Below are 23,251 nucleotides of genomic sequence, written 5' to 3'. Positions count from 1 at the left end.
AAGCCCTACGTCTACTCCGCCGCCCTCCTCTCGGGCCTGTTCAAGCCGGAAACCGCGGTGGTCGACAGCCCGGTCTGCATCGGCAACTGGTGCCCGCAGAACTACGGCCGGTCCTATGCCGGCCGGGTGCCGATGTGGCTCGCCGTGGCGAAGTCGATCAATACGATCCCGATCAAGATCTCGATCGCGCTGGGCAAGGCCATGGGCATCAGCCACGAGGCCCGGGCCGCCAAGGCCGGCCGCGCCAAGATCACCGATCTCGCCCACAAGATGGGCATCACCTCGAACCTGATCGACACGGTCTCGATGCCGATCGGCTCCGACGAGGTGACGGTGATCGACCAGGCCGCCGGCTACGCGGTGTTCGCCAACGGCGGCTTCAAGGCCAAGCCCTACGCCGCCATGGAGGTGAAGAACTCGTCCGGCGAGGTGATCTACCGGCACGCCGACGAGCCGCCGGACCGGGTGCTCCCGCCCCAGGTGGTCGCCGACATGAACTTCATGCTCAACAAGGTCGTCGAGGAGGGCACCGGCAAGCGCGCCCAGCTCGAAGGCGTGAAGGTGGCCGGCAAGTCCGGAACCACGAACGCCTACCGGGATGCGTGGTTCGTCGGCTACACCGGCAATTACGTCGGTGCGGTCTGGTTCGGCAACGACGACCACACCTCGACCAACAAGCTCACCGGCGGCTCGCTCCCGGCCCAGCTCTGGCACGACGTGATGGAGCCGGCCCACCAGGGCATCGAGACCAAGGGCCTGCCCGGCTTGAAGGACAATCCGCGCGCCGCCCAGCAGCAGGCGTCGGGCGGGCCTACCGCCCCGATCGATCCCAATGCCAGCGCCTACGGCAAGCTGTCGCGCCGCTCCTTCGAGGTGATCGGCGGCCTCAACGGCCTGTTCCGCACCGTCGAGCGCGCCCCCGCGGGCGAGGCGCGGCCGGATGCCGGCGGCGCCGACAAGGCCACCCAGAAGACCGATCGCAAGCCCGATGACCGGGCTGCGGCACCCCCGGCCCAGCCCCGTGAGATGGCCGAGGGCGCCCGGTCCGTCGGCGGCCGCATCGAGCTGCGGTGACCCGATGAGCCTTGCGATCCCCGGAAGCGCCGGCCGCAGTCCCGCAGCCGGAGACGCTCGCCCCGCGCCGAAGCCGCGGTCCCTCGGCGGCGCCGGCCGTCTCGTCGCCCGTGCCTGGCGCAAGAGTTCGGTGGCGGGTCTCGCCATCTATGCCCTGGCGCTGGGCGGCGTGCTCGGCCTCGCCAGCGCTGACTGGGCGACGCGGGGCGGCTACCCGTTCGGCGGCGTGCGCATCGGGGCCTGGACGGCCTGGCCCCGAGCCGGGGCGGCGCAGTCCGATCCCTATACCCGCGCCGTCAACGCCCGCCGTGGGGAAATCCCTCTGGCGGTGGGCGAGGGCCTGCTCCTGACCGCCTCCGTGGACGACCAGGGCCAAGCGCTCGACGCGGCCTGCAGCTACCGCATCGGCGGCGGCACGCCCCCGGCCCGGGCCTGGACCCTCACGGTCGCCGGCCGCGGCCCGCGCGATCCCGGTCGTCCGGCCGTCCGCGAGGGCTTCACCTCGACCGAGATCCTGCGCTCGGCCGACGGGCGGTTCGCGCTGGTGCTCGCGCCCGAGGTCCAGCCCGGCAACTGGCTGCCGAGCCCCCGGGACAGCGGCCCGGTGCGCCTGGCCTTGCGCCTCTACGACACGCCGGCCGCCGCCAGCGTCGGGTCGCTCGATCGGGATTCGGTGCCGGCCATCACCCGCCTGGGATGCGCGTCGTGAACCTGCGCTTCGTCTACGCCACGCTGATTGGCCTGGTGCTCGCCGGGATCGTGCACATCGCCGCGGTGCTGGCGATCCCGCGCCTGTCCGAGACGGATGCCGTCTCGCGCGCCCGGACCAGCGAGAACCTGGATCACCCGCAGCCGATCTACACGGTCGCCACCGGCGACGACCCCGCCCCGCCCGAGGCCTGGCTGCCGATCCCGGACCCGGCGGTGGCGGTGGGCGTCTGCGCCTACGATCTCGCCGACGGGCCGATGCGTATCTCGGCCAGGACCGGACCCCTGTCTTTATCACTCGCCGCCCATGCCAGGCGCGGCGCCTTCTACGCGGTGACCGACCAGGCGGCGGTGCGCGGCGCCCTCGACCTCGTGATCCTGACCCGCGCCCAGTACGACGAGGCCCTGGCCGACGACGACGAGAACGATCCGAGCCGCGACGTGCGCATCGTCGCGCCGGACAATCGCGGCGTCGTGGTCGTGCGGGTGATCGCCGGCCTGCCGAGCCAGCGGCCCGGCGCCAACGCTGCGGTCCAGGCCGTCTCCTGCACCACCGACACGGCGGCCGATGAGCCCGCCGGCAAGGACTTGACGGTCAAACCCGCGGGGCGGTAGCGGGCGACATCCGGGCACTGGGTGCTGGGCGCGTTTGACTTTGATCCACGACAGACAATTAGTCGGCGGGCCGTGCCGGATTTTGCACTTGGGTGCAGCATAGACGCGCAAACCGGCTCAGTGGGACTCATCGGCGATCGTCTTGGGCCTGATTATTTCTGCGAGCGGTTGCGTAGCAGCCGACCGTGGGCCAACGGACGGTGCCGCCTACAGTCATGCTCGCTTTCGCTTATCGAGCATCCTAGTTCGTAGGTGCACAGGCGCTGGTCAATCTTGACCGTTTACAGAGAGCGACCGGCGACCTTGCGGGCTGGCATGGTACGGCCAAGGTGTGCTGTTATTGTTCGGGCTGGGCAGATGGGCGATGCAAGAGATATGACCGCGGGAATGGCTGGGCGGACCGTCGAGGGGGCAGACCCGTCGCCGCTCATCGACATGGCGATGTCAATCCAGTTCGCGGCGCTCACGTCCCTGCGGACGCCGTATGTTGGCCTGCTCTGGGGAAACTTCCGCGACCGCTACCGCCAGGGTACGGAGGCGCCGCCGGTGCCCCCACAGTTCGAGATGTTCGGAGGCCCGGCTGGGATCGGTGGTCCGCAGCTCACCATTCAGCTCAATGCGCTCGTCCCGCGCATCGTATTCGAAGGGGTAGACGGCGATATTCTTCTGCATGTCCAGCAAGACCGCCTGATATTGGGCTGGCGGCGCTATCCATCTGGTCGGCCTTATCCTGGCTATGAGACCTTGCGAGACAGATTCATGGCGGAAGTCAGCGTTGTTGAGGACTTCCTGAAAACGGAAGGCTTGGGTGAGATCAGGCCGAACCAGTGCGAACTTACCTACGTCAATGCTCTGCTGCTTCCAGGAAAGGCAGCTGTCCATGAACGCTTGGATAGCGTCACACCGATGTGGCGCCCGACCGATACCGGACTGCCGTTCGATAGCGCACTCTTGCAGAACCGCTACCTCATACCAGCTGACGGCGAACCGACCGGGCGATTATATACAACGTTCTCCCCTGCGGTTCTGACCGCGACGGGCGAGCCGAACTACCAACTTGAGATTGTTGCTCGATGCAGGCCCAGTAGTGAAACCATCGCCTCTGCCTTTGCCAAGCTTGACAGCTCACACGATCTGATCGGTCGTGCATTCAGGAGTGTGACGTCCTCAGTGGTAAGGGCGTCGGGAGGGGAATGATGGCCGCAAGCCCTGCGATCGCACTGCATTATCGACCCACCGAGGTCGATGTGCCACTTGCTGGACCTTTCGGTACGCGAGCAGCTTCGGGTGAGACGCTCGCCTTCTCACGTTTTCGCTCGTACGAGGAGACCGTTGCGCCGGAGTGGCACCAAGAGGCGCTTGCGAAGATCGTCTCCTTCATCAAGCGTTCGAGGAACTGGGATGGCTACGGCTCCCTGCCGCTGCGCCACGACACAGGCATGTTCGCGCTCCAGGTTCTGATGGCCGTGATGCAGCCGCGTACCCCTATGCCTTCGATTGTCCCGTCTCCAAGCGGCGTACAGTTCGAGTGGCATGAGAAAGGGGTCGACCTGGAGTTGCACGTGACCGGTCCATATGAGTGGGAGATCTGGTTCGAGGACCATACCGGTCAGTGCGCCTCGGTGTCCGAAGAGCTCTCGAGCAACTTCGCATCTGCACGCGAGGCCGTCTCGATCCTGACGAAGCGTTGAACAGCCCAGAGGCGCATGTCCGCTAACTTCGCTGTGCGCGCGATCGATGATGCGATGGAGCTTTATCGTCGCGTTCATCCTGATCAGGTGGTGCCGGACAAGAACACGGGTCAATTACGGCCCTCTTCGGCGGCTTTCAAAGACCCGAGCATGTCGGTCGATGTCGCGGACTTCATGCGCGACGATGGCTTTGATTGGAGTTGGTCGCTTCGCAACTACTCGGGGTGGTCGCTTGTCGGCCTGACCGCTGCCCATGCGCGTGCCAAGCAGCAGGAGGTGCAGCACACGCCGATCACCACCGATCCGACTAATCCCTATCACGCAGAGGTCATCGGCAAGAAAACTCCCGGTACCGCCAACCACCTACGCGATAGCTCGGCTTGGGTGCACGTCGAACCAAAAATTGTAAACAAGATTTAGAGAAGCCAAATCTGTTTCACAGGTTTTACTAGTCTGCATTTCACGCTTACCGCCCCGATATTTGGCGGATACATGATCTAGAAATCTTGAGTCTTCGATCGTTCGTATTGCTCGATGCGTCGAAAATTCAAGTTTTTTGTCGCGCGTTGAACAAGACCCCTCGCGGCGGCTCAGTTCTTCACGACCAGCGGCGGGGCCTCGGCCACCGGCACGATCGCGGCTTCGAGGCTGCAGCGGGCCGCGGCATCCGCCGGGAGCAGCGGGTCGAGCAGGTTGCGGCGGGCGGCGAGCATGGCCAGGGAGCGCTCGGCCGAGACCGAGTCCTTCGCCGGCGCCGCGGCGAACAGGTGCTCCAGGGCGTAGCGGTAGCGCGCCAGCCGCAGGCCGGTTTCGATCCGCACCCAGGCGATCAGGCACCGGTTCTCCGCCACGCGCTGGGCGGCCAGGCGGATGTCGGCATCGTCCAGGGTCTTGGCATAGGGAAGGCTGCGCAGGCGGGCCGAATCCGCGTCGATCACCCGGGCGGCGAGCGCCGTGAAGATCGGGATCAGGCGGGCATCGGCCGTGGCATCGTCGGCGAGCTGGCGATAGCGGGAGACCGGCGAGCGCGACGGTTCCGCGGTCAGCGCGTCGTAATAGGCGCCGACCTCGTCGAACCGCCAGGTCGGGGTCGCATGCGCGCTCGCCAACCCGAGCAGCGCATCCTGGAAGGCCGAGAACGTGCTGGCCGGCTGCACGAACCGCCAGGCGCGGTCGCGCAGGGCCTGCTCGTCGTCGGTCAGGCCGGACTCGAGGAGCAGGCGGCCGCGATCCCGGGACGAGAAGCTGCCCGTCGTGTCGATCAGGCCGTTCCACACGCCGGTCCGGGGCCGGCCGAAATCGCCGCTCTGGGTGCAGGCGGCGAGCAGTGCCAGAGCCGCCCCCGCGGGCAGGAGGATCGCGGCTTTGAGAGCGCGGTGAAGGCGCTTGCCTCCGCGTGGGGAGCCGGTCGGACGAGGGCGGTCCGGAACGAACATGATCAAACCGTCGGAAACGTCGCGCGGCCGGGCCGGTCGGCGGCAATCATGGGCTGGTTCAGGAGGCGAGGCGCTCGTAGCGCACGCCGAGGAAGAACAGGATCTCGCCCCGCTGCTCGTCGGACCGCGGCAGGCGGCGCGTCCGGCGCGCCTCCGGGCCCGGGAATGCCAGCAGCATGGCAGATGTCGCCTGCCGCGCATCACGCCCCGCATCGTTGGCGGGCATCGGCACGCGGGTCGCGCGGATCACCTGCGGCTGGAATGGTGTCATGGTCTCCGGCTCCTGTCGGCGGCTCGAGCGGCAGCGCCCGGGCCCTGCGGAGGGCGTCGGCAAGGGCTACAGGAGTCATTCAGCATGACGTGGTTAACGGAGTCTTGCCGGCCATCGGGCGTATGTGGCGCGCGAATTGCGACGCCCCGTTTGCCCATGGCGGGCGTTTCCTCCCTTTGACTGAGGCCCTGTCCGATCGCGGACAGGGCCTTTTTTCTTGCCGGCTCCGTGCGGCCACAAGGCCACATTCGGGCGGGGCTTTCGCGCGGGGAACCCATGCGAACCTGCGGCGCTTGCCTACCGCCCCGCGCGACCGATATGCCGGACGCAAGCGGGCGGGACCCCGCCGCACCGATTTTTCGCGCGATCGAGATTTGAGGACACCGCTGAATGCGACTCGTTCCGGAACGCACCCTGCACGCCTACCGCCGTCGTAGCCTCGCCGTAGCAGCGCTGGCGTTCGTGACGCTCGCCGCCGGCCCGGCCTATGCCCAGCGCGAGGACCAGGGCCTGCAACTCGGCTGCGCGAACGACTATTTCCGTCTCTGCGCCGGCGTCGATCCGAACAGCCAGGACGCCGACAAGTGCATGACGCGCAACCGCAAGCGCCTCTCGCCCGAGTGCCGCTCGGCGATCGGCGATTACGACAAGCGCACCGGCAGCAAGTCGCTGTCCGACGATTGAGCTTGCCTTCGGTCACGACACGCGCCGCTGGCGAGGGGCATTTTCGATGGGCTTGACCGTCGCCGTCCAGATGGACCCGATCCAGAATATCCGGATCGCCGGGGACACCACCTTCGCCCTGCTGCTGGAAGCGCAGCGGCGGGGGCATGACCTGCTCTATTACACGCCGGACCGGCTCTCGATGCAGGGCCGGCGCGTGACCGCGCGGGTCGAGCGCTTGGAAGTGCAGGACGTCGAGGGCGCGCATTTCACGCTCACGCCGCCGGAGCGGATCGACCTCGCCGAGGCGGACGTGGTGCTGATGCGCCAGGACCCGCCCTTCGACATGGCCTACATCACGGCCACCCACATGCTGCAGCGGATCCACCCGGAGACGCTGGTGGTCAATGACCCCTTCGAGGTGCGCAACGCGCCCGAGAAGCTGTTCGTGCTCGATTTCCCCGAGCTGATGCCCCCGACCCTGATCAGCCGCGACAAGGCAGAGATCGAGGCGTTCCGGCTGGAGCACGGCACTGTGGCGATGAAGCCGCTGCACGGGCACGGCGGCGCGGCGGTGTTCAAGGTGACCGAGACGGACCCGAATTTCGGCTCGATGTTCGACCTGTTCGCCACCACGTTCCGGGAGGCCTGGGTGATTCAGCGCTACCTCGACCGGGTGACCGAGGGGGACAAGCGCATCATCCTGGTCGACGGCGTGGCGATGGGCGCGGTCAACCGCGTCCCGGCGGCCAACGACATCCGGTCGAACATGGTCCGCGGCGGTGCCGCCTCGGCCTCGGAGCTGACCGAGCGCGAGCGCGAGATCTGCGCCACGATCGGCCCGGAGCTGGCCCGGCGCGGCCTGATCCTGGTCGGGATCGACGTGATCGACGGCCACCTGACCGAGATCAACGTCACCTCCCCCACCGGCATCCGGGCGATCCAGCGGCTCGGCGGCCCCGATCTCTCGGTGGCGGTCTGGGACGCGATCGAGGCCCGGGTCGCGGCGCGCAAGGGCGTCTGAGCGCCGGTCAGGTCTCGGCCTTCGGCGTCGCGTTGAGCTCGGCCCAGTCGAACTCCTCCTCCAACAAAAAATAAGCGTCGTCGCCGATCCGGCCCTGGCGGCGCAGGGACAGGACCGCGTTGCGGGCGGCCTCCACCGACCGGCGGCGGGCGGCGTCCGAGGGCAGGCTCTCGGGGGCGCGGCCCTCGTCATGGGCCTCGGCCTCCTCGAGCGCCGAGCGGAATTCCGCGCGCAACGAATCGATCGCCGGCTCGTCCCCGGCCTCGGACAGGCTCTCGAGGGCGGCCTTGTAGGCGGCGGCGCGGGCCCAGCCGACCTCGCGCCCGACCGGATCGTCATCCTCCAGCTTCAGGTAGGCGAGCAGCGGGCGCAGGGTCAGGCCCTGCACGATCAGCGTGCCGAGCACCGTGAAGAACGCGGTGAACACCACCAGGTCCCGGTGCGGAAACTCCATCGGCAGCGCCAGGGCGGCCGCGACCGTGACGATGCCGCGCATCCCGGCCCAGGACAAAGCGAGCCCCGGCCCATACCGCGCCCGGGACCCCGCCTGACGCAGGCCGAATCCCTTGAAGCCGGTCGTGGGCAGGACCCAGGCCAGACGCGTCACCACCACGGTGACGAAGATCGCAGCCGCCAGGAACATCGCCTGCCAGGCATCCCCGCCGGTCAACCGGTCCTGGATCGGGTCGATCTGGATGCCGATCAGGATGAAGGCCAGGACGTTCAGCACGAACACCGCGGTGTCCCACACCGCGTAGGAGATCACCCGGGTCCGCGGCGCGGTGATGCCCGGCGCCCGCCGAGCCACCGTGACCGCGAAGGTCACGATGGTCAGCACCCCCGACATCTCCAGCTTCTCGGCCGCGAGCCAGATCCCGAAGGCGGCGACGAACTGCATCACGATCGTGCTCGCCGGGTCGGTGACGCGGCGGGTCAGGGCGACGAAGGCCAGGCCCAGGCAGGGCCCGGCCGCCAGGCTCGCCACGACGCCGAGCAGGAAGGCGGGCGCGACCTCGGCCGGATGGAAGCCATCGGCCATCGCGGCCGCCACCGCCAGCCGGTAGATGATCAGCGAGGCGGCGTCGTTGAGCAGGCTCTCGCCGCGCAGGATCGTGGCGAGGCGGTGCGGCATCGGCGCGTGCTTCAGCACCGCCAGGGCCGCCACGGCATCGGGCGGCGCGACCACGGCGCCGAGCACGATGCAGGCCGCGATCGGCATGTCGGGCACGATCAGGTGGGCCACGAACGCGACGGCGAGCGTCGTCACCGCCACCGCGCCCACCGCGAGGCCGAACACGGCGCGCCAGTTGTCCCTCATGTCCCGCACTGAGGCGTCGAAGCCGGCATCCAGCAGGACCGGGGCGAGGAACAGGGCGAGCGCCAGTTCGGGATCGAGCCGGAGGTTCGGCACGCCGGGTACGAAGGCGAGGCCGACGCCACCGAGCGCCAGGAAGGCCGGGTACGGCGCGCCCAGCCGTCGCGCCAGCGCAGCCAACAGGACGGCGCCGAACAGGACGCCGACAACCCACTCGAAAATCAGCATGCTGTGGAAAGAGGCGGGAGACCGCGACCGTTCCCCGCTGCGGCGGTTCAGTACTGCACGGTCGCCCGCACCCCGAGCACCGCCGCGTTGCGCAGCCGGCGGCCGTCCGGGCCGGCCACTCCCGCACCCGGATGGAAGACGTATTGGACGTCCGGCTGCACCGTGAAGCCCGGAACCACCACGGCCTGGTAGGTCGCCTCCAGCACCGTCTCGGCCCGCCGCCGCGGCATCGGGATGCCGGTGTAGAGGATCGTGTCCCGGTCGGCCCGGCGGGCGTCGTCGCTGATCCGGGCATAAGCCAAGCTCAGCCCGACCGTGTCGTCGTCGCGGCCCTCGAACAGGCCCTTATAGGCGAGGCCGGTATCGACATAGGCGTCGACCAGGCTGGAGCGGGTCGGGGAGTAGGCGGCGCGCACGAAGAAGCCGAGGCCCTCGTCGTCCTTGCCGGCTTCGCGGTACAGGGTCTGGTCGTAGATGGCGTAGAGGCCGGCATTGCCCCGCAGCGGGCGGCCGATCCCGGTGGCGTTCGGGTCGGCCAGCGGAACGCCGGTGATGTCGTACCGGAGGCTGTCGAACCGGCCGAAATGCTGCCAACCGCCCAGCGTGATGTCGCCGGGCAGGCCCTTGGCTCCCGGCTCGATGTTGAACGCGTAAGTCGCCTCGGCGACGATCAGGGCCGGGTCGTTGGTGCGGAAATTCGTGCCGGTGCGGTTGAGCCGCTGCGCCTCCGGGTCCTGGCCCGGGCGGTTCGCCCCGGCCGGATCGCCGTCATAGAGCCCGACCTGGAGCGAGAAGCCGTTGCCCGGCACGTATTTGGCGCGGATCGCCGGGGCCGAGAGCGGATAGGCCGGGCCGCCGCTCGGCAGGTCGAGCCCGGTGATCGCCGGCCAGCCGAAGGTCGAGTTCACGAACAGGGTCGCGGTCTGGCTGACGAAGAACTCGGAGTCGGCGGCCTGCTGGCCGATCCGCAGGCCGAGCTGCCCATCCATCAGGCTCTGATCGAACCACAGCACGTAGAGTCGGCTCGACGGCAGCGCCTCGATCACGCTCGTGGTCAGCAGGTCGCCGACATAGTAGCGCGACAGGCCGGTGCCGTGGATGAAATAGGCGTTGGCGTGGATCGTGGCGCCCTCCCAGCTGGCCAGCCGGTCGAGATCGAGGTTGAGCCGCAGGTTCAGACGATCCTCGACGATCGCGCCCTGGCGGAGGCCGCCGGTCGGGTTGCCCAGCACGTCGGCGATGTAGGTCAGGCTGTACTCGATGCCGCGCACCTTCAGCTCGGGGCGGAGGCCGAAGGGATCGCCGAGCGGGCCGAGCGAGGGCTCGATCGAGCGGACATAGCCGCCCGAAGCCTGGCTGGTGCTCTCCGGCTGCGAGACCGAGATGCGCGGATCGGCGCCCGCACCCTCGAAAACCGTCCGCGCCTTCTGCTGGGCCGCGGCCGGCATGGCAGCCAGGGTGAGGCCGATCGCGAACCGGGGCAGGATCTTGAACGACATCGGCCGCTTCCGCGCGACGGGCGCTCGCATTCCCTAGCACGGGACGGCGTCCGCGGAGCGCGGCACCTTGCGGCGGCCGCACACTTGCCTAACGCTGCGACCGGAACACCACAGGACCCCCGATGACCGAGACTCCCGTCTTCTCCGACAGCGCCGTCGCCGCCCCCCACCATCTCGCCGCCTCGGCCGGCCGGACCGTGCTGGCGCAGGGCGGCAACGCCATCGAGGCGATGGTGGCGATGGCGGCCTCGATCGCCGTGGTCTACCCGCACATGAACAGCATCGGCGGCGACGGCTTCTGGCTGGTGCGCGAGCGCGGCGGCCGGGTGCGCGGCATCGAGGCCTGCGGCCCGGCCGGGCGCCTCGCCACGATCCAGCGCTACCGCGAGAAGGGCTACGACACGATTCCCGCGCGGGGCCCCGACGCCATGGTGACGGTGGCGGGCGCGGTCGGCGGCTGGGAGCTGGCTTTGGCGCTGTCCAAGGCGCTGGGCGGCCGCCTGCCGCTGGACGTGCTGCTCGCCGACGCCATCACCCAGGCCCGCGACGGCGTGCCGGTCTCGCCCAGCGAGGAGCGCTACAAGCCGCAATCCGGCGACACCCTGTACGAGGCCCCGAACTTCGCCGAGACCTTCCTCAAGGACGGCAAGCCCTACCGGGCCGGCGAGATCCGCAAGCTGGCGGCCCTCGGGGCGACCCTGGAGCAGCTCGCCCATGCCGGGCTCGACGATTTCTACCGGGGCGACATCGCCCACGAGATCGGCGCCGACCTGGAACGCCTCGACGCGCCGGTGACCCGGGCCGACCTCAAGGCCTACCAGGCGGTCGAGCGCAGGCCGCTGGCCCTGCGCCGGCGCGACGCCACCCTGTTCAACTTCCCGCCCCCGACCCAGGGGCTGGCCGCCCTGATCATCCTCGGCCTGTTCGACCGGCTGACCGTCTCCGCCCCGGAGAGCGTGGCGCATTATCACGGGCTGATCGAGGCGACGAAGCGGGCCTTCGCGGTCCGCGACCGGGTGGTGACCGATTTCGGCCGCCTGCGCCACGAGATGGAGGATTTCCTGGCGCCGGCCTTCCTCGCCGCGGAGGCCGCGCGGATCGACATGAAGCGCGCCGCCACGGTGCCCCTGCGCGATTCTCCCGGCGACACGGTCTGGATGGGGGCGATCGACCGGGACGGCCTGGCGGTCTCCTACATCCAGTCGGTCTACTGGGAATACGGCTCCGGGGTGGTGCTTCCGCGCACCGGAATCGACTGGCTCAACCGCGGCGTCTCGTTCTCCCTGGACCCGGCTTCCGTGAACCCGCTGGAGCCGGGCCGACGCCCGTTCCACACCCTGATTCCCGCGCTCGCCGCCTTCGACGACGGCCGGGTCATGGCCTACGGCGCGATGGGCGGCGACGGCCAGCCGCAATTCCAGGCCCAGATCTTCTGCCGCTACGCCGATTACGGCTTCTCCGTCGCCGACGCGGTCGAGGCGCCGCGGCTGCTCTACGGCCGGACCTGGGGGGCGCCATCGCTCAGCGTGAAGGTCGAGGACCGGTTCGACCCGGCGATCCTGTCGGCGCTGGAGCGCATGGGCCACCAGATCGAGCCGGTCGGCGTGCCCTACAGCGACACGCTGGGCCATGCCGGCATGCTGGTCCGCCGGGCCCGGGACGGCCGGATCGAGGCGATGCACGATCCGCGCTCCGATGGCGGCGCGCTAGGGTTTTAAAGCCAAACGGTCGCCGCGAAGCATTGCTGCCCGCGACGCCCTTTCCCGGGCGCATGCAGCATCAGCGGAATGCGACCCGGGAACCGGCACACGATGACTGGAAGCGGCCGAGTGCAGCAACGGCGCTTCGCTGGCGTGCCGCTTCGCGGCGCTTGCTTCGCTGGGTCCCGGATCACCTTCCACTGACGTTTCAGGCGTCCGGGAAAGGGTCGCGTTTCATCCGGGTGGGACGGCGCTGGCAGCCGCCGGTCCTTCGATCGGAAGCGCCGTGTGATTACCGGTTCGTCAGCCCGCCTGGACCAGCCAGCAGGCGGCGCGCAGGCTGACGGTGCCCCCCTTCGCGTGCGGGCGCAGGGCGGCGGTGACCGCGGCCTCGGCCCGGGCGCGCAGATCGGGCTCGGCCTCGCGCACGAGATGCGCGGTCGGCCCGAGATTGAGCGCCACATGCGCCGCGGCCTGCGCCGCCTCGGCATCGGTGGCACCCCGGCCGAGCACCACGTCCCGGTCGACCGCGTCGCACGCGGCGGTCCCGAAGCCGGCGCCGCGCAGCAGTGCGACCAGCGGATCCGCCGCGGCGAAGCGGAACGGACCGGGCATGCCCGGCGGCGGCGGCGGCGGGATCTCCGGCAGCAGCGGCACCACCGCCTCGCGCGGCACCGTCACCCAGAGGTTGTCCGGGAGCGCCCGCCAGCACAGGAAGGTCAGCTTTCCCTCCGGGCCCAGCATCCGGCGGATATTGGCGAAGGCCCGCGCCGAGTCCGGGAAGAACATCACCCCGAAGCGCGACAGGGCTTGGCCGTAGGTGCCGAGATCGGCACGCTCCACATCCGCCTCGACGAACCGGATCGGCGCGGCGCCGGTCTCCGCCTCGGCGCGGCTCCGGGCGACCGCGAGCAGCGGCGCCGAGATGTCCGCGCCGGTCACCGCGCCCTGCGGCCCGACCCGGCGGGCGGCCTCCAGGGTCGTGGCGCCCGAGCCGCAGCCGATATCGAGTACGGTTTCGCCGGGGCGCAGGGCCGCGTGGTCGAACAGGGCCTCGGTCAGCGGCGCGAACACCGCATCGAGCACCATTTGGTTGCGGGCCCAGCGTGTCCCGACTTCGCCGTTCCAGTACTCGGTCTGGGTGATGCCGCCGGCCATCGCCGCCCTCCCCTCAGGCCGTCGTGACGGCGACCGACAGGTCGGGCTTGTGGTTCAGGGTCTGGAATACGACGCAGTAGCGCTCGGTGAGCTTGAGCAACTGCGCGAGTTTGTCCTCCGGCGCGTCGGTGTCGAGCTCGAAGAACAGGCGGATATTGCGAAACCCCACCGGCGCTTCCTTGTCGACGCCGAGCGTTCCGCGAAAGTCGAGGTCGCCCTCGGCGCTGACCGTTCCGGCCCGCAGCGGAATTTCCAGCGCGGTCGCCACCGCCTTCAGGGTCACGCCGGCGCAGGCGACCAGGGCTTCGAGCAGCATGTCGCCGGAACACAATTCGAGGCCGGATCCGCCGGTGGCCGGGTGCAGCCCGGCTTCCGCGATGGCGCGCCCGGTCTCGACCTTGCAGGCGATCTTGGTGTCGTCCAGCGTACCCCGGGCCTTGAGGGTGATGACCGCCGAATCCGGGGCCGCGCGATACTGGTCCTTGATCGGAGCCTGGAGGGCTCGCAAAGCGGTGGCGTCCATGGGGCGTCGTCCTCTCGGTTTACCGGGCTCCTCTTGGGCGGGAGCATCCCGGATGACGTATAGGGGCGCCGCTCAGGGACGGGAAGCGCGGCCCGTGAGCGCCGCCACCGCCTCGGCCAGGGCATCGACCTGCGCCTCCCCGTGGGCGGCCGAGAACGCCACCCGCAGCCGCGCGGTCCCGGCCGGCACGGTCGGCGGCCGGATCGCCACCACCAGGAAGCCGGCGGCTTCGAGCGCCGCGGAGATGTCGAGCGCCGCCTGCGCGTCGCCGACCAGGACCGGCACCACGGCGCTCTCGGCCTCGGGCAGGCCCAAGCGGGCGGTGAAGCGCCGGGCGAGGGCGAGCGGCCGGGCGCGCCGGGTCGGCTCCTCCTCCAGGATCGCCAGGGCTTCGAGCGCCGCCGCCGCCGAGGCGGGGGGCAGGCCGGTGGTGTAGACGAAGCTCCGGGCGCGGCTGGTCATCAGGTCGATCACCGGCTGCGAGGCGCAGAGATAGCCGCCGTAGGAGCCCAGCGCCTTCGACAGGGTGCCCATCTCCAGCGGCGCCCGCGGCCCGTCCTCGACCACGCCGATCCCGTGGGCGTCGTCGACCAGCGTCCAGGCGTCGAACGCCTCCGCGACGCCCAGGAGACCACCGAGGGGAGCCCGGTCGCCGTCCATGCTGAACACCCGCTCGGTCAGGACCAGGGCGCGGGCGTGGTGCGGGCGGTGCTCGGCCAGCACCTGCGCGAGGTCGGCCGGATCGTTGTGGCGGAAGGTCAGAACCTTGGCGCCCGACAGCCGCGCCCCGGCCCACATGCAGGCATGGGACAGCGCGTCCAGCACCACGAGATCGCCGCGCCCGGCGAGCGCCGGAGTGATGCCGAGATTGGCAAGATAGCCGCTGCCGAAGACCAGCGCGGCCTCGGCGCCCTTGTGCCGCGCCAGCCGATCCTCCAGCGCCCCGAGAACCGGATGGTCGCCGGTGACCAGCCGCGACCCGCCCGCCCCGGCCCCGTAGGCCGCGACCGCGTCCTGCGCGGCGGCGATCACCCGGGGGTGGTGCGACAGGCCGAGATAATCGTTGCACGAGAACGACACGAGCGCCCGGCCCCCGCGCGCCGCCGCGGCCCCGGAGCCGCGCTCGGTCGGCGTCAGCCGCCGCCGCAGGCTGCCGGCCTCCAGGGCGTCGAGTTTGGTGCGGGCGAAGGCGTCTAGGCTGTCCATCGAATGGGTGATGGGGCCGTGAGCGCGGCGGATGTCAAGGTGGTGGAGCGCGATGTCCTTCGACGGCGCCGGGCGCCTTCTGCGCGCGGTTCGCCTGTCCCATCGTCGCCGTGAGGTAGATGAACAGGCCCGCCGCCAAGGCGAGAACCGGCCCGAGCGCCATGAGATAGAGTTCAGACCAGCTCATTCCCGCAGGCTCCCGAGCAGGTATCGGGCCGTCATCACGGACGACGCTCCCGGCGCCTAAGGATATGCGTCGCGGTACGCCGAGACTAGAGGAAGCCCCCGCTTGACCACCCACGCCCCGCCGCCCATCCCTCGGCCATGACGTCCGACCTATCCCAAAAAAACCTGTGGCGGCCCTACACGCAGATGCGGCTGGCGCCGCCGCCCCTGGAGGCGGTGGCGACGCAGGGCAGCCGCATCGTGCTGGCCGATGGCCGCGAATTGGTGGACGGCATCGCCTCCTGGTGGACGGCGGTGCACGGCTACAACCATCCGCACATCGCCCAAGCGGTCGCCGACCAGCTGGCGCGGATGCCCCACGTCATGTTCGGCGGGCTGACCCATGCCCCGGCCGAGCGGCTGGCGGCGCGGCTCGCGGCGCTGCTGCCGGGGGATCTCGACCACGTGTTCTTCAGCGATTCGGGCTCGGTCGCCGTCGAGGTCGCGCTGAAGATGGCCGCCCAGATGTGGCTCAACCGCGGGGTGAGCGGCCGGACCAAGGTCCTGGCGTTCCGGGGCGGCTATCACGGCGACACGATGGGCGCGATGTCGGTCTGCGACCCCGAGGAGGGCATGCATCGCCGCTTCGGCGCCTACCTGCCCAGCCAGGTTTTTTGTGACCTGCCGCGGAGCCCGGCCGAGACCGCGGCGCTCGATGCGGCGCTCGCCTCCAACCGCGAGACGCTGGCCGCCGTGATCGTCGAGCCCCTGGTCCAGGGCGCGGGCGGCATGGTCATGCACCCGCCGGAGGTGCTGGCGACAATCGCGCGCCTGGCCCGCCGCCACGGCCTGCCGCTCATCGCCGACGAGATTTTCACCGGGTTCGGTCGCACCGGAAGCCTGTTCGCCTGCGAACAGGCGGGGATCGTGCCGGACATCCTGTGCCTGTCGAAGGCGCTCACCGGCGGCACCATGGCGCTCGCCGCCACCGTGGCCCGGACGGAGGTGTTCGAGGCGTTCTGGTCCGAGGATCCGGCCGCGGCGCTGATGCACGGCCCGACCTTCATGGCCAATCCCCTGGCCTGCGCGGCGGCCAATGCCAGCCTCGACCTGTTCGAGACCGAGCCGCGCCTCGACCAGGCTCAAGCCATCGCGCGCCGCCTCATGGACGGGCTGGCCGGCCTGAGCGGCCTGCCCGGGGTGGCGGATGTCCGGGTTCTCGGCGCCATCGGGGCGGTGCAGTTCGCCCGTGCGCCCGACCTCGCCGCCCTCAAGGCCGCCTTCCTCGACCGGGGCGTCTGGGTGCGGCCGTTCGGCGACATCGTCTACCTGACGCCCGCCTTGACCATCCCCGCGGACGATCTCGATCGGCTGATCGAGGCGGTCGTCGCCGTGGTCCCGGACCGGGCTGCGGCTTTGTCGTGAGCCCGCCCGCCACACGATCGCGCGAGGCGCGGCCGCGACGGCCTGCAACCCGGAACCGTTTCTGCCGTTGGGCTCACGTCGGACGATGCGCACGGCGGCCTCCGCGGCTGGGCGCTGCCGGAGGGAGCACACAGTGGCGAGCGAACAGATGGGTTCGAGCGGCGAGCGGCCGGTGATCCTCCTCGTCGAGGACGAGGCGCTGACGATCATGGACCTTGGGGATGTGCTGGAGGATGGCGGCTACGAGACGGTGCAATGTGCCTCCGCCGAGCGGGCGCTGAGCATCCTTCAGGCGCGCCAGGATATCCGCGGGCTGGTGACGGACGTGCAGCTCTCCGGAAAGACCGACGGCTTCGATCTCGCGAGCGCGGTCGCCGAGGCCCGTCCGCAATTGCCGATTCTCATCGTGTCGGGGCGGGCGGCTCCCGACCCGGCCCGGATGCCGGCGCATGCCGAGTTCATCGCCCGGCCCTGCACGGGCGAGGACATCCTGGACCGGCTCAAGCGCCTGATGCCCTGCTGATCACGCATCCTTCTCGGCCCCCGTCATCGCAGCGTCACCGGCTCGCGCCACAGCATCCTGGGCGGCCGTGGGACGGGGGTGGACGGTGCAGGTTCAGGATGGTCCGGCGGCCGCCGGCTTAGATGCGGGCGCTCCCGTGGGCGACAAGCAGAAACGCGATCGTGAGATCAGGGATTCGGGCGCCTCGGAAGGGGCGTCCAAGAAGATGCGGCCGCCCGGAGCGCGCAGCGTCGGCTGGGCGTTGGTGCAGGCGGCGCGCCTGCACCGGGCCCGCACCGGCGACCGGCTCGCCAAGCTTGGCCTGTTCGCCGGGCAGGAGCAGGTGGTTCAGGCGCTGGCCGCGGCCGGCACCATGACGATGGGCGACCTCGCCGCCCTCCTGCGGGTACGGCCGCCCACCGCCTCGAAGACGGTCACCCGGCTCGCGGCTTTGGGTATCGTCGAGCGCCGGGCCGAATCGGGTGACGGGCGCGTGGTCCGGGTTCAGCTCACCGAGGCCGGCCTGGCCAAGGCCGAGGCGATCGAGGGCATCCAAGAGGAGGTCGAGGCCGAATTGCTCGACCATCTCGACAAGACCGACCGGCGCCGCCTGCGCAAGCTCCTGCGCAAGGCCGCCCGCGGGCTGGCAGAGGCCGCCGGCGCCTCGGGCCAGATCACGGATGTCGACGCCGAGATCGAAGCCGAGGACGAGGCCGAGGCGATCGCCGTCTGACGAACCGCCACCGGCCGAACCGGGCGCGGGTGAACCGCGCCGTCATTGATTCGCTGCGCTCGCGACAACGGTGCGTGCGATGGACGTGAATCCGTCGAACCGGCGCTAAGTCCGTTGTCGCGCAGCCCGTGCGTCACCGCTCTCGCGCGGCTGTTGCAACGATGTAACGTTGCTTTCTTTCCACCTTACATCCCACAGCCGGCCCTTGCGCCGCATCGCCACGGCACGCGAATGAAACACTATAACATTCTGTGAGCCACGATGACCCCGTCACCTCGCCTCGCGTTCCTGGCCGGCACGATCCTGTCGGCGCCCCTCTTCGCCACCCTGTCGAGCTTGCCCGCGCGGGCGCAGCAGGCGGTTGCCCTCGACGAGATCAGCGTCACCAGCCCGAGCCCGATCCAGGCGACCCGACCCGCGGTCAGTTCTGCGGCTCCGCTCCAGACCGGCATCCTGCCGGTGGCGACCAACACGTTCTCGCCCGTCACCGTGGTGACGCAGGACCAGATCGCCCGCGACCAGCCGCGGACCCTGGGCGACGCCCTGTTCGACCGACCCGGCATCTCGTCCACCACCTACGCGCCGGGCGCGGCCTCGCGGCCGATCATCCGCGGCCTCGACAATGCCCGGGTGCGCATCCAGGAGAACGGCATCGTCAACGGCGGCGTCTCGGATCTCGGCGAGGACCACGCGGTCCCGGTGAACCCACTGGTCTCCGACCGGATCGAGGTGATCCGCGGGCCTGCGACCCTGCGCTACGGCTCCGGCGCCATCGGCGGCGTGGTCTCGGCCGACAACAACCGGGTGCCGACCTTCATCCCGGCCAACGGCGTGCAGGGGCAGGTCACCACCGGCTTCTCCAGCGTCGACAACGGCCGGCTCGGCGCCGCAACGGTGGATGCCGGCGGCGACGGGATCGCGGTCCATGCCGACGGGTTCCGGACTGCCAACGACAGCTACGCGATCCCGGGCGGCATCCAGCGCAACTCCTACACCGAGTCGCAGGGCGGCGCGGTCGGCATCTCGGCGATCGGCGACCGCGGCTTCGTCGGCCTCTCGTTCAGCCACTACGATGCGATCTACGCGATCCCGGGCGGCGTCGCCGAGCAGGATCGCACCCGCCTGACCCCGAACCAGGACCGGGTCCTGTCGCGGGGCGAGTACCGGCCGCTGGACGGCCCGTTCGAGGTGATCCGCTACTGGGCGGGCTACTCGGTCTACCGCCACAACGAGATCGGCATCGGCGAGGACGGGATCGAGGGCGTCCAGGCGATCTTCAAGAACCGCGAGGCCGAGGGACGGCTGGAGCTCCAGCATGTCCCGGTCGATACCGCGTTCGGCCGGCTCACCGGCGCGCTCGGCTTCCAGTCGGACCGGCGGGTGATCAACACGCAGCTCGAATCGTTCCTGCCCAAGACCGAGTCGCGGGCCAACGCAGTGTACCTGTTCGAGGAGCTGGAGCTGCGCCCCGGCACAAGGCTGCAGGCGGCGGGCCGCTACGAGGTCGACCGGCTGTCGAGCACGGCGGCGCAGTTCCCCGCGGATTACGCGCTGGTCGACGGGCAGGAGCCGTTCCAATACGCCCGGACCCGGCGCTTCGCCCCGAAGAGCGCCAGCATCGGCGCCCTCCAGGACCTGCCCTTCGGCTTCGTGGCGAGCCTCAACGGCTCCTATGTCGAGCGCGGGCCCACCGGCTACGAGCTGTTCTCGCAGGGCCCGCACGACGCCACCGCGACCTTCGAGATCGGCAATCCCGACCTCAAGAAGGAGCGCGCCCGCACGGTGGAGGCCAGCATCCGCCGGGCCGAGGGGCCGTTGCGCCTCGACGCCACCGGCTACTACACGCGCTACACCGGCTTCATCTACCGCAACTTCACCGGGCTGACCTGCGACGACGATTTCGCCTCCTGCGGCAGCGGCACCGAGAACCGGCAGATCGTCTACCAGCAGCAGAACGCCACCTTCTACGGCGCCGAGATCATCGGCCAATACGATGTCCTGCCGGTCGGCAACGGCTTTGCCGGCATCGAGGCCCAGTTCGACTTCGTGCGCGCCCAGTTCGACGACGGTACCAACGTGCCGCGCATCCCGCCCTACCGGCTCGGCGGCGGACTCTACCTGCGGGCGGACGGCTGGTTCGCCCGGGTGAACCTGCTCCACGCCTTCGACCACCAAGCGACCGCCCTGTTCGAGACCCCCACCCCCGGCTACGACGACCTGCGCGCCGAGCTGAGCTACACGCAGGCGATCGATCCCGCGGTCTACGGGGCGAGCGCGATCACCCTCGGCGTCCAGGGCCGCAACCTGCTCGATGCCGATATCCGCAATTCGACCTCGTTCAAGAAGGACGAGATCCTGTTGCCGGGCCGGAACGTGCGGTTGTTTTTGACGGCGCGGTTCTAGGGACGGTCCTCGGCGGCAGCGCACTGGATACGCGTCTCAGGCGACGGCCGGTGCGCCCCTCCGTCATTGCGAGCGCAGCGAAGCAACCCAGGGCGGCGCGCGATCGCCGGAGGTCGCGCATCACTGGGTCACTTCGCTGCGCTCGTGATGACGGTGGGGGATGAGCTGGTGGCGGCCTCCGATCGAACGACCGGAAGATGCGCCATGCTTCGGAGGCGGTGAACCCGGGCGGTCGCGCGGCTATAATCGCGCCGTCCCGATGGCCGGGCCGGACGAGACCTGAATGGCGAGCGAGACTGCACCGATCCGCGTCGGCCTGATCGGCTACGGCTATTCCGGTAAGACCTTCCACGCACCGCTGATCCGATCCGTTCCGGCGCTCGGCCTCCGGGTGGTCGGTTCGCGCGATCCCGCCAAGGTCCGGGCCGACCTGCCCGGCCTGGTCGTCGTCAGCGATCCCGCAGCGGTCGCCACCGCGGAGGGCGTCGACCTCGTAGTGATCGCATCCCCGAACGACACCCACGCCCCCCTGGCCCGGCTCGCCCTGGAGGCCGGCAAGCACGTGGTCGTCGACAAGCCCTTCACCCTCGACCTGGCCGAGGCGCGCGGGCTGGTCGCGCTGGCGCGGCGCCACGGCCGGATGCTGTCCGTCTTCCACAACCGGCGCTGGGACAGCGACTTTCTCAGCGTTCGGACAGCCATCGCGGACGGCGTCGTCGGCAAGGTCCGTCATTTCGAATCGCATTTCGACCGGTTCCGCCCGCAGGTCCGCGACCGGTGGCGGGAGGGCGCCGGCCCCGGCGGCGGCATCTGGTACGACCTCGGGCCCCACCTCGTGGATCAGGCGTTCCAGCTGTTCGGCCTGCCTGAGAGGGTGACCGCCAACCTCGCGCGGCTGCGCCCCGGCGCGCGCTCCGACGACTGGGCCCACGTGGTGCTGGAGTACCCGGATCTGCGCGCGGTGCTGCAGGCCAGCATGCTGGTGGCCGGCGGATCGCCGCGCTTCGTCGTCCACGGCGAGGCCGGCAGCCTCGTCAAGCAGCACCTCGACATCCAGGAGCAGCAACTCCTGGCCGGCCTGGCCCCGGGCGCACCGGGATGGGGCGCGGACCCGGACGGGCTCGCGATCCACGACGGCACCGGGGCGGTAACGTACGCCCCTGCCGTGGCCGGGGACCAGCGGCGCTACTACGAGGGCGTGGCGCGCCAGCTCACGCAGGGCGCGATCGAGTCTTCAGCGGCGCTGGAGGCGCTTCAGGTGATGGCCTGTATCGAGGCGGCCCTGATCTCGGCCCGCACCGGGACGTCCGTCGCGCTGGCGCTTACGGCGGAGGAGCGGGATGGCTCGGCATCGCCACGCCCTTGAGGTCGAAGGGCGCTACCAAAGACAGGTCAAGGCCGGTGCCGCGAAACGACAGGGCGCCTTAAAAGGCCGCCGCGTGCCTCGGCTTAGCGAGGCCGTAGCCAAAAATTTCGGCCGAGCCGCCGCCAGCCCGCGACGAGGCCGGTGACCGCGATCCCGGCGGCGAGCAGGTTCAGGACCCACTGCACGGCGTCGCGCAGGGCGGGACGGCCGGTCAGGACCGGCAGGTCGAGGCGGTGCGGGGCGTCGAACAGCCAGCGGTTGAGGCGGCCGGAGCGGTCCAGGCGCTGGAGGATCGCGCCATCGCGCGGGTCGATGTGGAGCCAGGTGGCGGCCGGGTCGTCGAAGCGCAGGCGCAGCACCGGCAGGGGCCGCGGGTCCGTCCCGTGCGGGTACCAGTAGGCGTCGTGGGCGCCGAGCAAAGCGGCCGCCCGCAGATGTCCCTCGGGGATCGCTCCCGCGGCGGCGGCCGCGAGGATGGCCGCGTCGGGGCCGGGGCTGCCGTCCGAGGCGACGGTGCGCAGGCCATCCGGCGCCTCGGCGGTCAGCCACCAGCGGCCGCCGATGGCGGTGAAGCGCAGGGACCGTGTGTCAGCCCCCGCGAGATCGCGCAGGCGAGCGGCATCGAGGCCGATGGCGCCGGGCGTTCCGGCATAGGCGGCGCGCAACCCCGCGGGCGGGCTGCTCGACGCGAACCAGCGGTTCGGATTCATGGAGATCCAGCCGCTCACGATGAACGTCCCGAGCCCCAGCCCGCCCACGAGGCCGAACAGGTGGTGCCAGCGCGCCAGGCCGCGATAGGGCGTCACGGCGCCGGTGGCGTAGCGGCGCCGCAGGCGCAGGCGCCAGATCCCGATGGCGAGGCCGCTGAGCGCCCCGAGGGCGGCCAAGCCCGAGAGCCACAGCAGCACCGTGCGCCACAGCTCCGCCCGGGCGCGCAAAGGCGTCAGGTAGATCCAGTGCGGCACCGAGCCGAGCCAGTTCCAGGCGCGCTCGAACCGGGTGGTGTCGAGGGCGATCTCCCCGGTGACCTGCGAGACGTAGAGCTCGGTCCCCGCCGGGTCGCAGAGGGCGACCTTGTGGAACGGCCGCAACGGGTCGTAGCGGGCGGTGACGGTCCACTGGTCCCGCTCCACCGGTTCGACGCGGGCGCCCGGCCGGTCGCCGGCGGCGAGCCGCAGGGCGGCTTCCGCGCCGACCGGGCCGAGTCGCGCGCCATTCCGGCCCGAGACCGTCGCCCGCGCACCGTCGCGGCCGATGATCCGGTAGACCGGTGCGTCGCCACGCATCTCCAGCCCGAACGCCGCCGGCACGCCCGCGACGCCGCCGGCCGCGCGCGCCGCATCCGGCGAGACACCGACCTGATCCCAGGCGATCGGCGCCAGGCGCGCGAGGCGCTCAGGCGGGGTAAGCGCCGGGAACGGCACATAGAGCATGACCAGCCCGGAGCCGATCCACAGGGTGAAGAACAGGGCCGTCGCGATCCCGGCCCAGCGGTGGAACAGCAGCAGCCAGCGGCGGGCCGCCTTGCCGACCCCTATGCCCATCC

General features: G+C 70.5%; 23 protein-coding genes. 14 read left to right on the top strand and 9 right to left on the bottom strand.

The genetic code is table 11. The annotated features are described in order from the left end of the window. The 6 genes from MKL09_RS25510 to MKL09_RS25485 all read left to right on the top strand — a co-directional run. Positions 1-1,074: transglycosylase domain-containing protein (locus MKL09_RS25510; RefSeq protein ID WP_244024815.1), on the top strand; the 1,074-nt coding region annotated here is incomplete at its 5' end. 4 nt (positions 1,075-1,078) lie between these two features. Further along, positions 1,079-1,783, top strand: coding sequence for a DUF1214 domain-containing protein (locus MKL09_RS25505; protein ID WP_244024814.1), 705 nt, complete (start codon positions 1,079-1,081; stop codon positions 1,781-1,783). Then, positions 1,771-2,397 (top strand): hypothetical protein, encoded by a 627-nt coding sequence (locus MKL09_RS25500; RefSeq protein ID WP_244024813.1) that lies wholly within the window; start codon positions 1,771-1,773, stop codon positions 2,395-2,397. The genes MKL09_RS25505 and MKL09_RS25500 overlap by 13 nt, the downstream gene beginning before the upstream one ends. A gap of 375 nt (positions 2,398-2,772) precedes the next feature. Next, a complete protein-coding gene (locus MKL09_RS25495) occupies positions 2,773-3,594 on the top strand; it encodes a TIGR04255 family protein (protein ID WP_244024812.1) in 822 nt (273 codons plus the stop codon). Further along, positions 3,591-4,088: a hypothetical protein gene (locus tag MKL09_RS25490; protein ID WP_244024811.1), complete on the top strand. Its 498-nt coding sequence runs from the start codon at positions 3,591-3,593 to the stop codon at positions 4,086-4,088. The genes MKL09_RS25495 and MKL09_RS25490 overlap by 4 nt, the downstream gene beginning before the upstream one ends. A 15-nt stretch (positions 4,089-4,103) precedes the next feature. Continuing rightward, complete coding sequence (locus MKL09_RS25485) at positions 4,104-4,508, top strand: hypothetical protein (protein WP_244024810.1); 405 nt, start codon at positions 4,104-4,106, stop codon at positions 4,506-4,508. A gap of 170 nt (positions 4,509-4,678) precedes the next feature. On the opposite strand, the gene MKL09_RS25480 is transcribed toward MKL09_RS25485, so the two are convergent. Continuing rightward, positions 4,679-5,524, bottom strand: coding sequence for a hypothetical protein (locus MKL09_RS25480; protein ID WP_244024809.1), 846 nt, complete (start codon positions 5,522-5,524; stop codon positions 4,679-4,681). A 58-nt stretch (positions 5,525-5,582) separates the two neighbouring features. Continuing rightward, the gene (locus tag MKL09_RS25475) at positions 5,583-5,795 is read right to left on the bottom strand and encodes a hypothetical protein (protein ID WP_244024808.1); all 213 of its coding nucleotides are present in this window, start codon (positions 5,793-5,795) and stop codon (positions 5,583-5,585) included. Between the two features lie 390 nt (positions 5,796-6,185). Here MKL09_RS25475 and MKL09_RS25470 point away from each other — a divergent pair, with 390 nt between their 5' ends. Together MKL09_RS25470 and gshB are read left to right on the top strand one after the other, a co-directional pair. Beyond that, a complete protein-coding gene (locus MKL09_RS25470) occupies positions 6,186-6,479 on the top strand; it encodes a hypothetical protein (RefSeq protein ID WP_244024807.1) in 294 nt (97 codons plus the stop codon). A 46-nt stretch (positions 6,480-6,525) separates the two neighbouring features. After that, a complete protein-coding gene (gshB, locus tag MKL09_RS25465) occupies positions 6,526-7,482 on the top strand; it encodes a glutathione synthase (RefSeq protein WP_244024806.1) in 957 nt (318 codons plus the stop codon). 7 nt (positions 7,483-7,489) lie between these two features. On the opposite strand, the gene MKL09_RS25460 is transcribed toward gshB, so the two are convergent. Together MKL09_RS25460 and MKL09_RS25455 are read right to left on the bottom strand one after the other, a co-directional pair. Next, positions 7,490-9,025: a cation:proton antiporter gene (locus tag MKL09_RS25460; protein ID WP_244024805.1), complete on the bottom strand. Its 1,536-nt coding sequence runs from the start codon at positions 9,023-9,025 to the stop codon at positions 7,490-7,492. Between the two features lie 47 nt (positions 9,026-9,072). Further along, positions 9,073-10,524 carry a carbohydrate porin gene (locus tag MKL09_RS25455; RefSeq protein ID WP_244024804.1) on the bottom strand — a complete coding sequence of 484 codons (1,452 nt, stop codon included), beginning with the start codon at positions 10,522-10,524 and terminating at the stop codon, positions 9,073-9,075. 122 nt (positions 10,525-10,646) lie between these two features. Between MKL09_RS25455 and MKL09_RS25450 the strand changes: the two genes are divergently transcribed. Continuing rightward, positions 10,647-12,242, top strand: a complete 1,596-nt coding sequence (locus MKL09_RS25450; RefSeq protein WP_244024803.1) for a gamma-glutamyltransferase family protein — start codon at positions 10,647-10,649, stop codon at positions 12,240-12,242. Between the two features lie 285 nt (positions 12,243-12,527). Here the strand turns inward: MKL09_RS25450 and MKL09_RS25445 are convergent, their stop codons facing one another. The 4 genes from MKL09_RS25445 to MKL09_RS25430 all read right to left on the bottom strand — a co-directional run bounded on the left by MKL09_RS25445 (position 12,528) and on the right by MKL09_RS25430 (position 15,298). Continuing rightward, a complete protein-coding gene (locus MKL09_RS25445) occupies positions 12,528-13,382 on the bottom strand; it encodes a class I SAM-dependent methyltransferase (RefSeq protein WP_244024802.1) in 855 nt (284 codons plus the stop codon). Between the two features lie 13 nt (positions 13,383-13,395). Beyond that, positions 13,396-13,905 (bottom strand): OsmC family protein, encoded by a 510-nt coding sequence (locus MKL09_RS25440; RefSeq protein ID WP_244024801.1) that lies wholly within the window; start codon positions 13,903-13,905, stop codon positions 13,396-13,398. 72 nt (positions 13,906-13,977) lie between these two features. After that, complete coding sequence (locus tag MKL09_RS25435) at positions 13,978-15,111, bottom strand: aminotransferase class I/II-fold pyridoxal phosphate-dependent enzyme (RefSeq protein ID WP_244024800.1); 1,134 nt, start codon at positions 15,109-15,111, stop codon at positions 13,978-13,980. Positions 15,112-15,145: 34 nt separating this feature from the next. Beyond that, entirely contained in the window at positions 15,146-15,298 is a 153-nt protein-coding gene (locus tag MKL09_RS25430) for a hypothetical protein (protein ID WP_244024799.1), read from the bottom strand. Between the two features lie 137 nt (positions 15,299-15,435). On the opposite strand from MKL09_RS25430, the gene MKL09_RS25425 reads away from it, so the two are divergent. From MKL09_RS25425 to MKL09_RS25405, 5 genes are all read left to right on the top strand, one after another. After that, positions 15,436-16,701, top strand: coding sequence for an adenosylmethionine--8-amino-7-oxononanoate transaminase (locus MKL09_RS25425; RefSeq protein WP_244024798.1), 1,266 nt, complete (start codon positions 15,436-15,438; stop codon positions 16,699-16,701). Between the two features lie 148 nt (positions 16,702-16,849). After that, a complete protein-coding gene (locus tag MKL09_RS25420; protein ID WP_279606125.1) occupies positions 16,850-17,224 on the top strand; it encodes a response regulator in 375 nt (124 codons plus the stop codon). Positions 17,225-17,309: 85 nt separating this feature from the next. After that, positions 17,310-17,936 carry a MarR family winged helix-turn-helix transcriptional regulator gene (locus MKL09_RS25415; RefSeq protein ID WP_244024796.1) on the top strand — a complete coding sequence of 209 codons (627 nt, stop codon included), beginning with the start codon at positions 17,310-17,312 and terminating at the stop codon, positions 17,934-17,936. A 261-nt stretch (positions 17,937-18,197) separates the two neighbouring features. After that, a complete protein-coding gene (locus tag MKL09_RS25410) occupies positions 18,198-20,339 on the top strand; it encodes a TonB-dependent receptor (RefSeq protein ID WP_244024795.1) in 2,142 nt (713 codons plus the stop codon). A gap of 283 nt (positions 20,340-20,622) precedes the next feature. Further along, positions 20,623-21,705 (top strand): oxidoreductase, encoded by a 1,083-nt coding sequence (locus tag MKL09_RS25405; RefSeq protein ID WP_244024794.1) that lies wholly within the window; start codon positions 20,623-20,625, stop codon positions 21,703-21,705. A gap of 83 nt (positions 21,706-21,788) precedes the next feature. Here MKL09_RS25405 and MKL09_RS25400 read toward each other — a convergent pair whose 3' ends face one another. Next, complete coding sequence (locus tag MKL09_RS25400; protein ID WP_244024793.1) at positions 21,789-23,249, bottom strand: PepSY domain-containing protein; 1,461 nt, start codon at positions 23,247-23,249, stop codon at positions 21,789-21,791. Between the last annotated feature and the right edge of the window lie 2 nt (positions 23,250-23,251).

It is taken from the genome of Methylobacterium sp. J-048 (assembly GCF_022829515.1).
GTDB lineage: Bacteria > Pseudomonadota > Alphaproteobacteria > Rhizobiales > Beijerinckiaceae > Methylobacterium.
This window is presented reverse-complemented; position numbering and strand designations above follow the sequence as displayed.

Coding starts and splice junctions, on each gene's coding strand:
- MKL09_RS25505 (WP_244024814.1), top strand. CDS start 1,079: ATGAGCCTTGCGATCCCCGGAAGCGCCGGCCGCAGTCCCGCAGCCGGA.
- MKL09_RS25500 (WP_244024813.1), top strand. CDS start 1,771: ATGCGCGTCGTGAACCTGCGCTTCGTCTACGCCACGCTGATTGGCCTG.
- MKL09_RS25495 (WP_244024812.1), top strand. CDS start 2,773: ATGACCGCGGGAATGGCTGGGCGGACCGTCGAGGGGGCAGACCCGTCG.
- MKL09_RS25490 (WP_244024811.1), top strand. CDS start 3,591: ATGATGGCCGCAAGCCCTGCGATCGCACTGCATTATCGACCCACCGAG.
- MKL09_RS25485 (WP_244024810.1), top strand. CDS start 4,104: ATGTCCGCTAACTTCGCTGTGCGCGCGATCGATGATGCGATGGAGCTT.
- MKL09_RS25480 (WP_244024809.1), bottom strand. CDS start 5,524: ATGTTCGTTCCGGACCGCCCTCGTCCGACCGGCTCCCCACGCGGAGGC.
- MKL09_RS25475 (WP_244024808.1), bottom strand. CDS start 5,795: ATGACACCATTCCAGCCGCAGGTGATCCGCGCGACCCGCGTGCCGATG.
- MKL09_RS25470 (WP_244024807.1), top strand. CDS start 6,186: ATGCGACTCGTTCCGGAACGCACCCTGCACGCCTACCGCCGTCGTAGC.
- gshB (WP_244024806.1), top strand. CDS start 6,526: ATGGGCTTGACCGTCGCCGTCCAGATGGACCCGATCCAGAATATCCGG.
- MKL09_RS25460 (WP_244024805.1), bottom strand. CDS start 9,025: ATGCTGATTTTCGAGTGGGTTGTCGGCGTCCTGTTCGGCGCCGTCCTG.
- MKL09_RS25455 (WP_244024804.1), bottom strand. CDS start 10,524: ATGTCGTTCAAGATCCTGCCCCGGTTCGCGATCGGCCTCACCCTGGCT.
- MKL09_RS25450 (WP_244024803.1), top strand. CDS start 10,647: ATGACCGAGACTCCCGTCTTCTCCGACAGCGCCGTCGCCGCCCCCCAC.
- MKL09_RS25445 (WP_244024802.1), bottom strand. CDS start 13,382: ATGGCCGGCGGCATCACCCAGACCGAGTACTGGAACGGCGAAGTCGGG.
- MKL09_RS25440 (WP_244024801.1), bottom strand. CDS start 13,905: ATGGACGCCACCGCTTTGCGAGCCCTCCAGGCTCCGATCAAGGACCAG.
- MKL09_RS25435 (WP_244024800.1), bottom strand. CDS start 15,111: ATGGACAGCCTAGACGCCTTCGCCCGCACCAAACTCGACGCCCTGGAG.
- MKL09_RS25430 (WP_244024799.1), bottom strand. CDS start 15,298: ATGAGCTGGTCTGAACTCTATCTCATGGCGCTCGGGCCGGTTCTCGCC.
- MKL09_RS25425 (WP_244024798.1), top strand. CDS start 15,436: ATGACGTCCGACCTATCCCAAAAAAACCTGTGGCGGCCCTACACGCAG.
- MKL09_RS25420 (WP_279606125.1), top strand. CDS start 16,850: ATGGGTTCGAGCGGCGAGCGGCCGGTGATCCTCCTCGTCGAGGACGAG.
- MKL09_RS25410 (WP_244024795.1), top strand. CDS start 18,198: ATGACCCCGTCACCTCGCCTCGCGTTCCTGGCCGGCACGATCCTGTCG.
- MKL09_RS25405 (WP_244024794.1), top strand. CDS start 20,623: ATGGCGAGCGAGACTGCACCGATCCGCGTCGGCCTGATCGGCTACGGC.
- MKL09_RS25400 (WP_244024793.1), bottom strand. CDS start 23,249: ATGGGCATAGGGGTCGGCAAGGCGGCCCGCCGCTGGCTGCTGCTGTTC.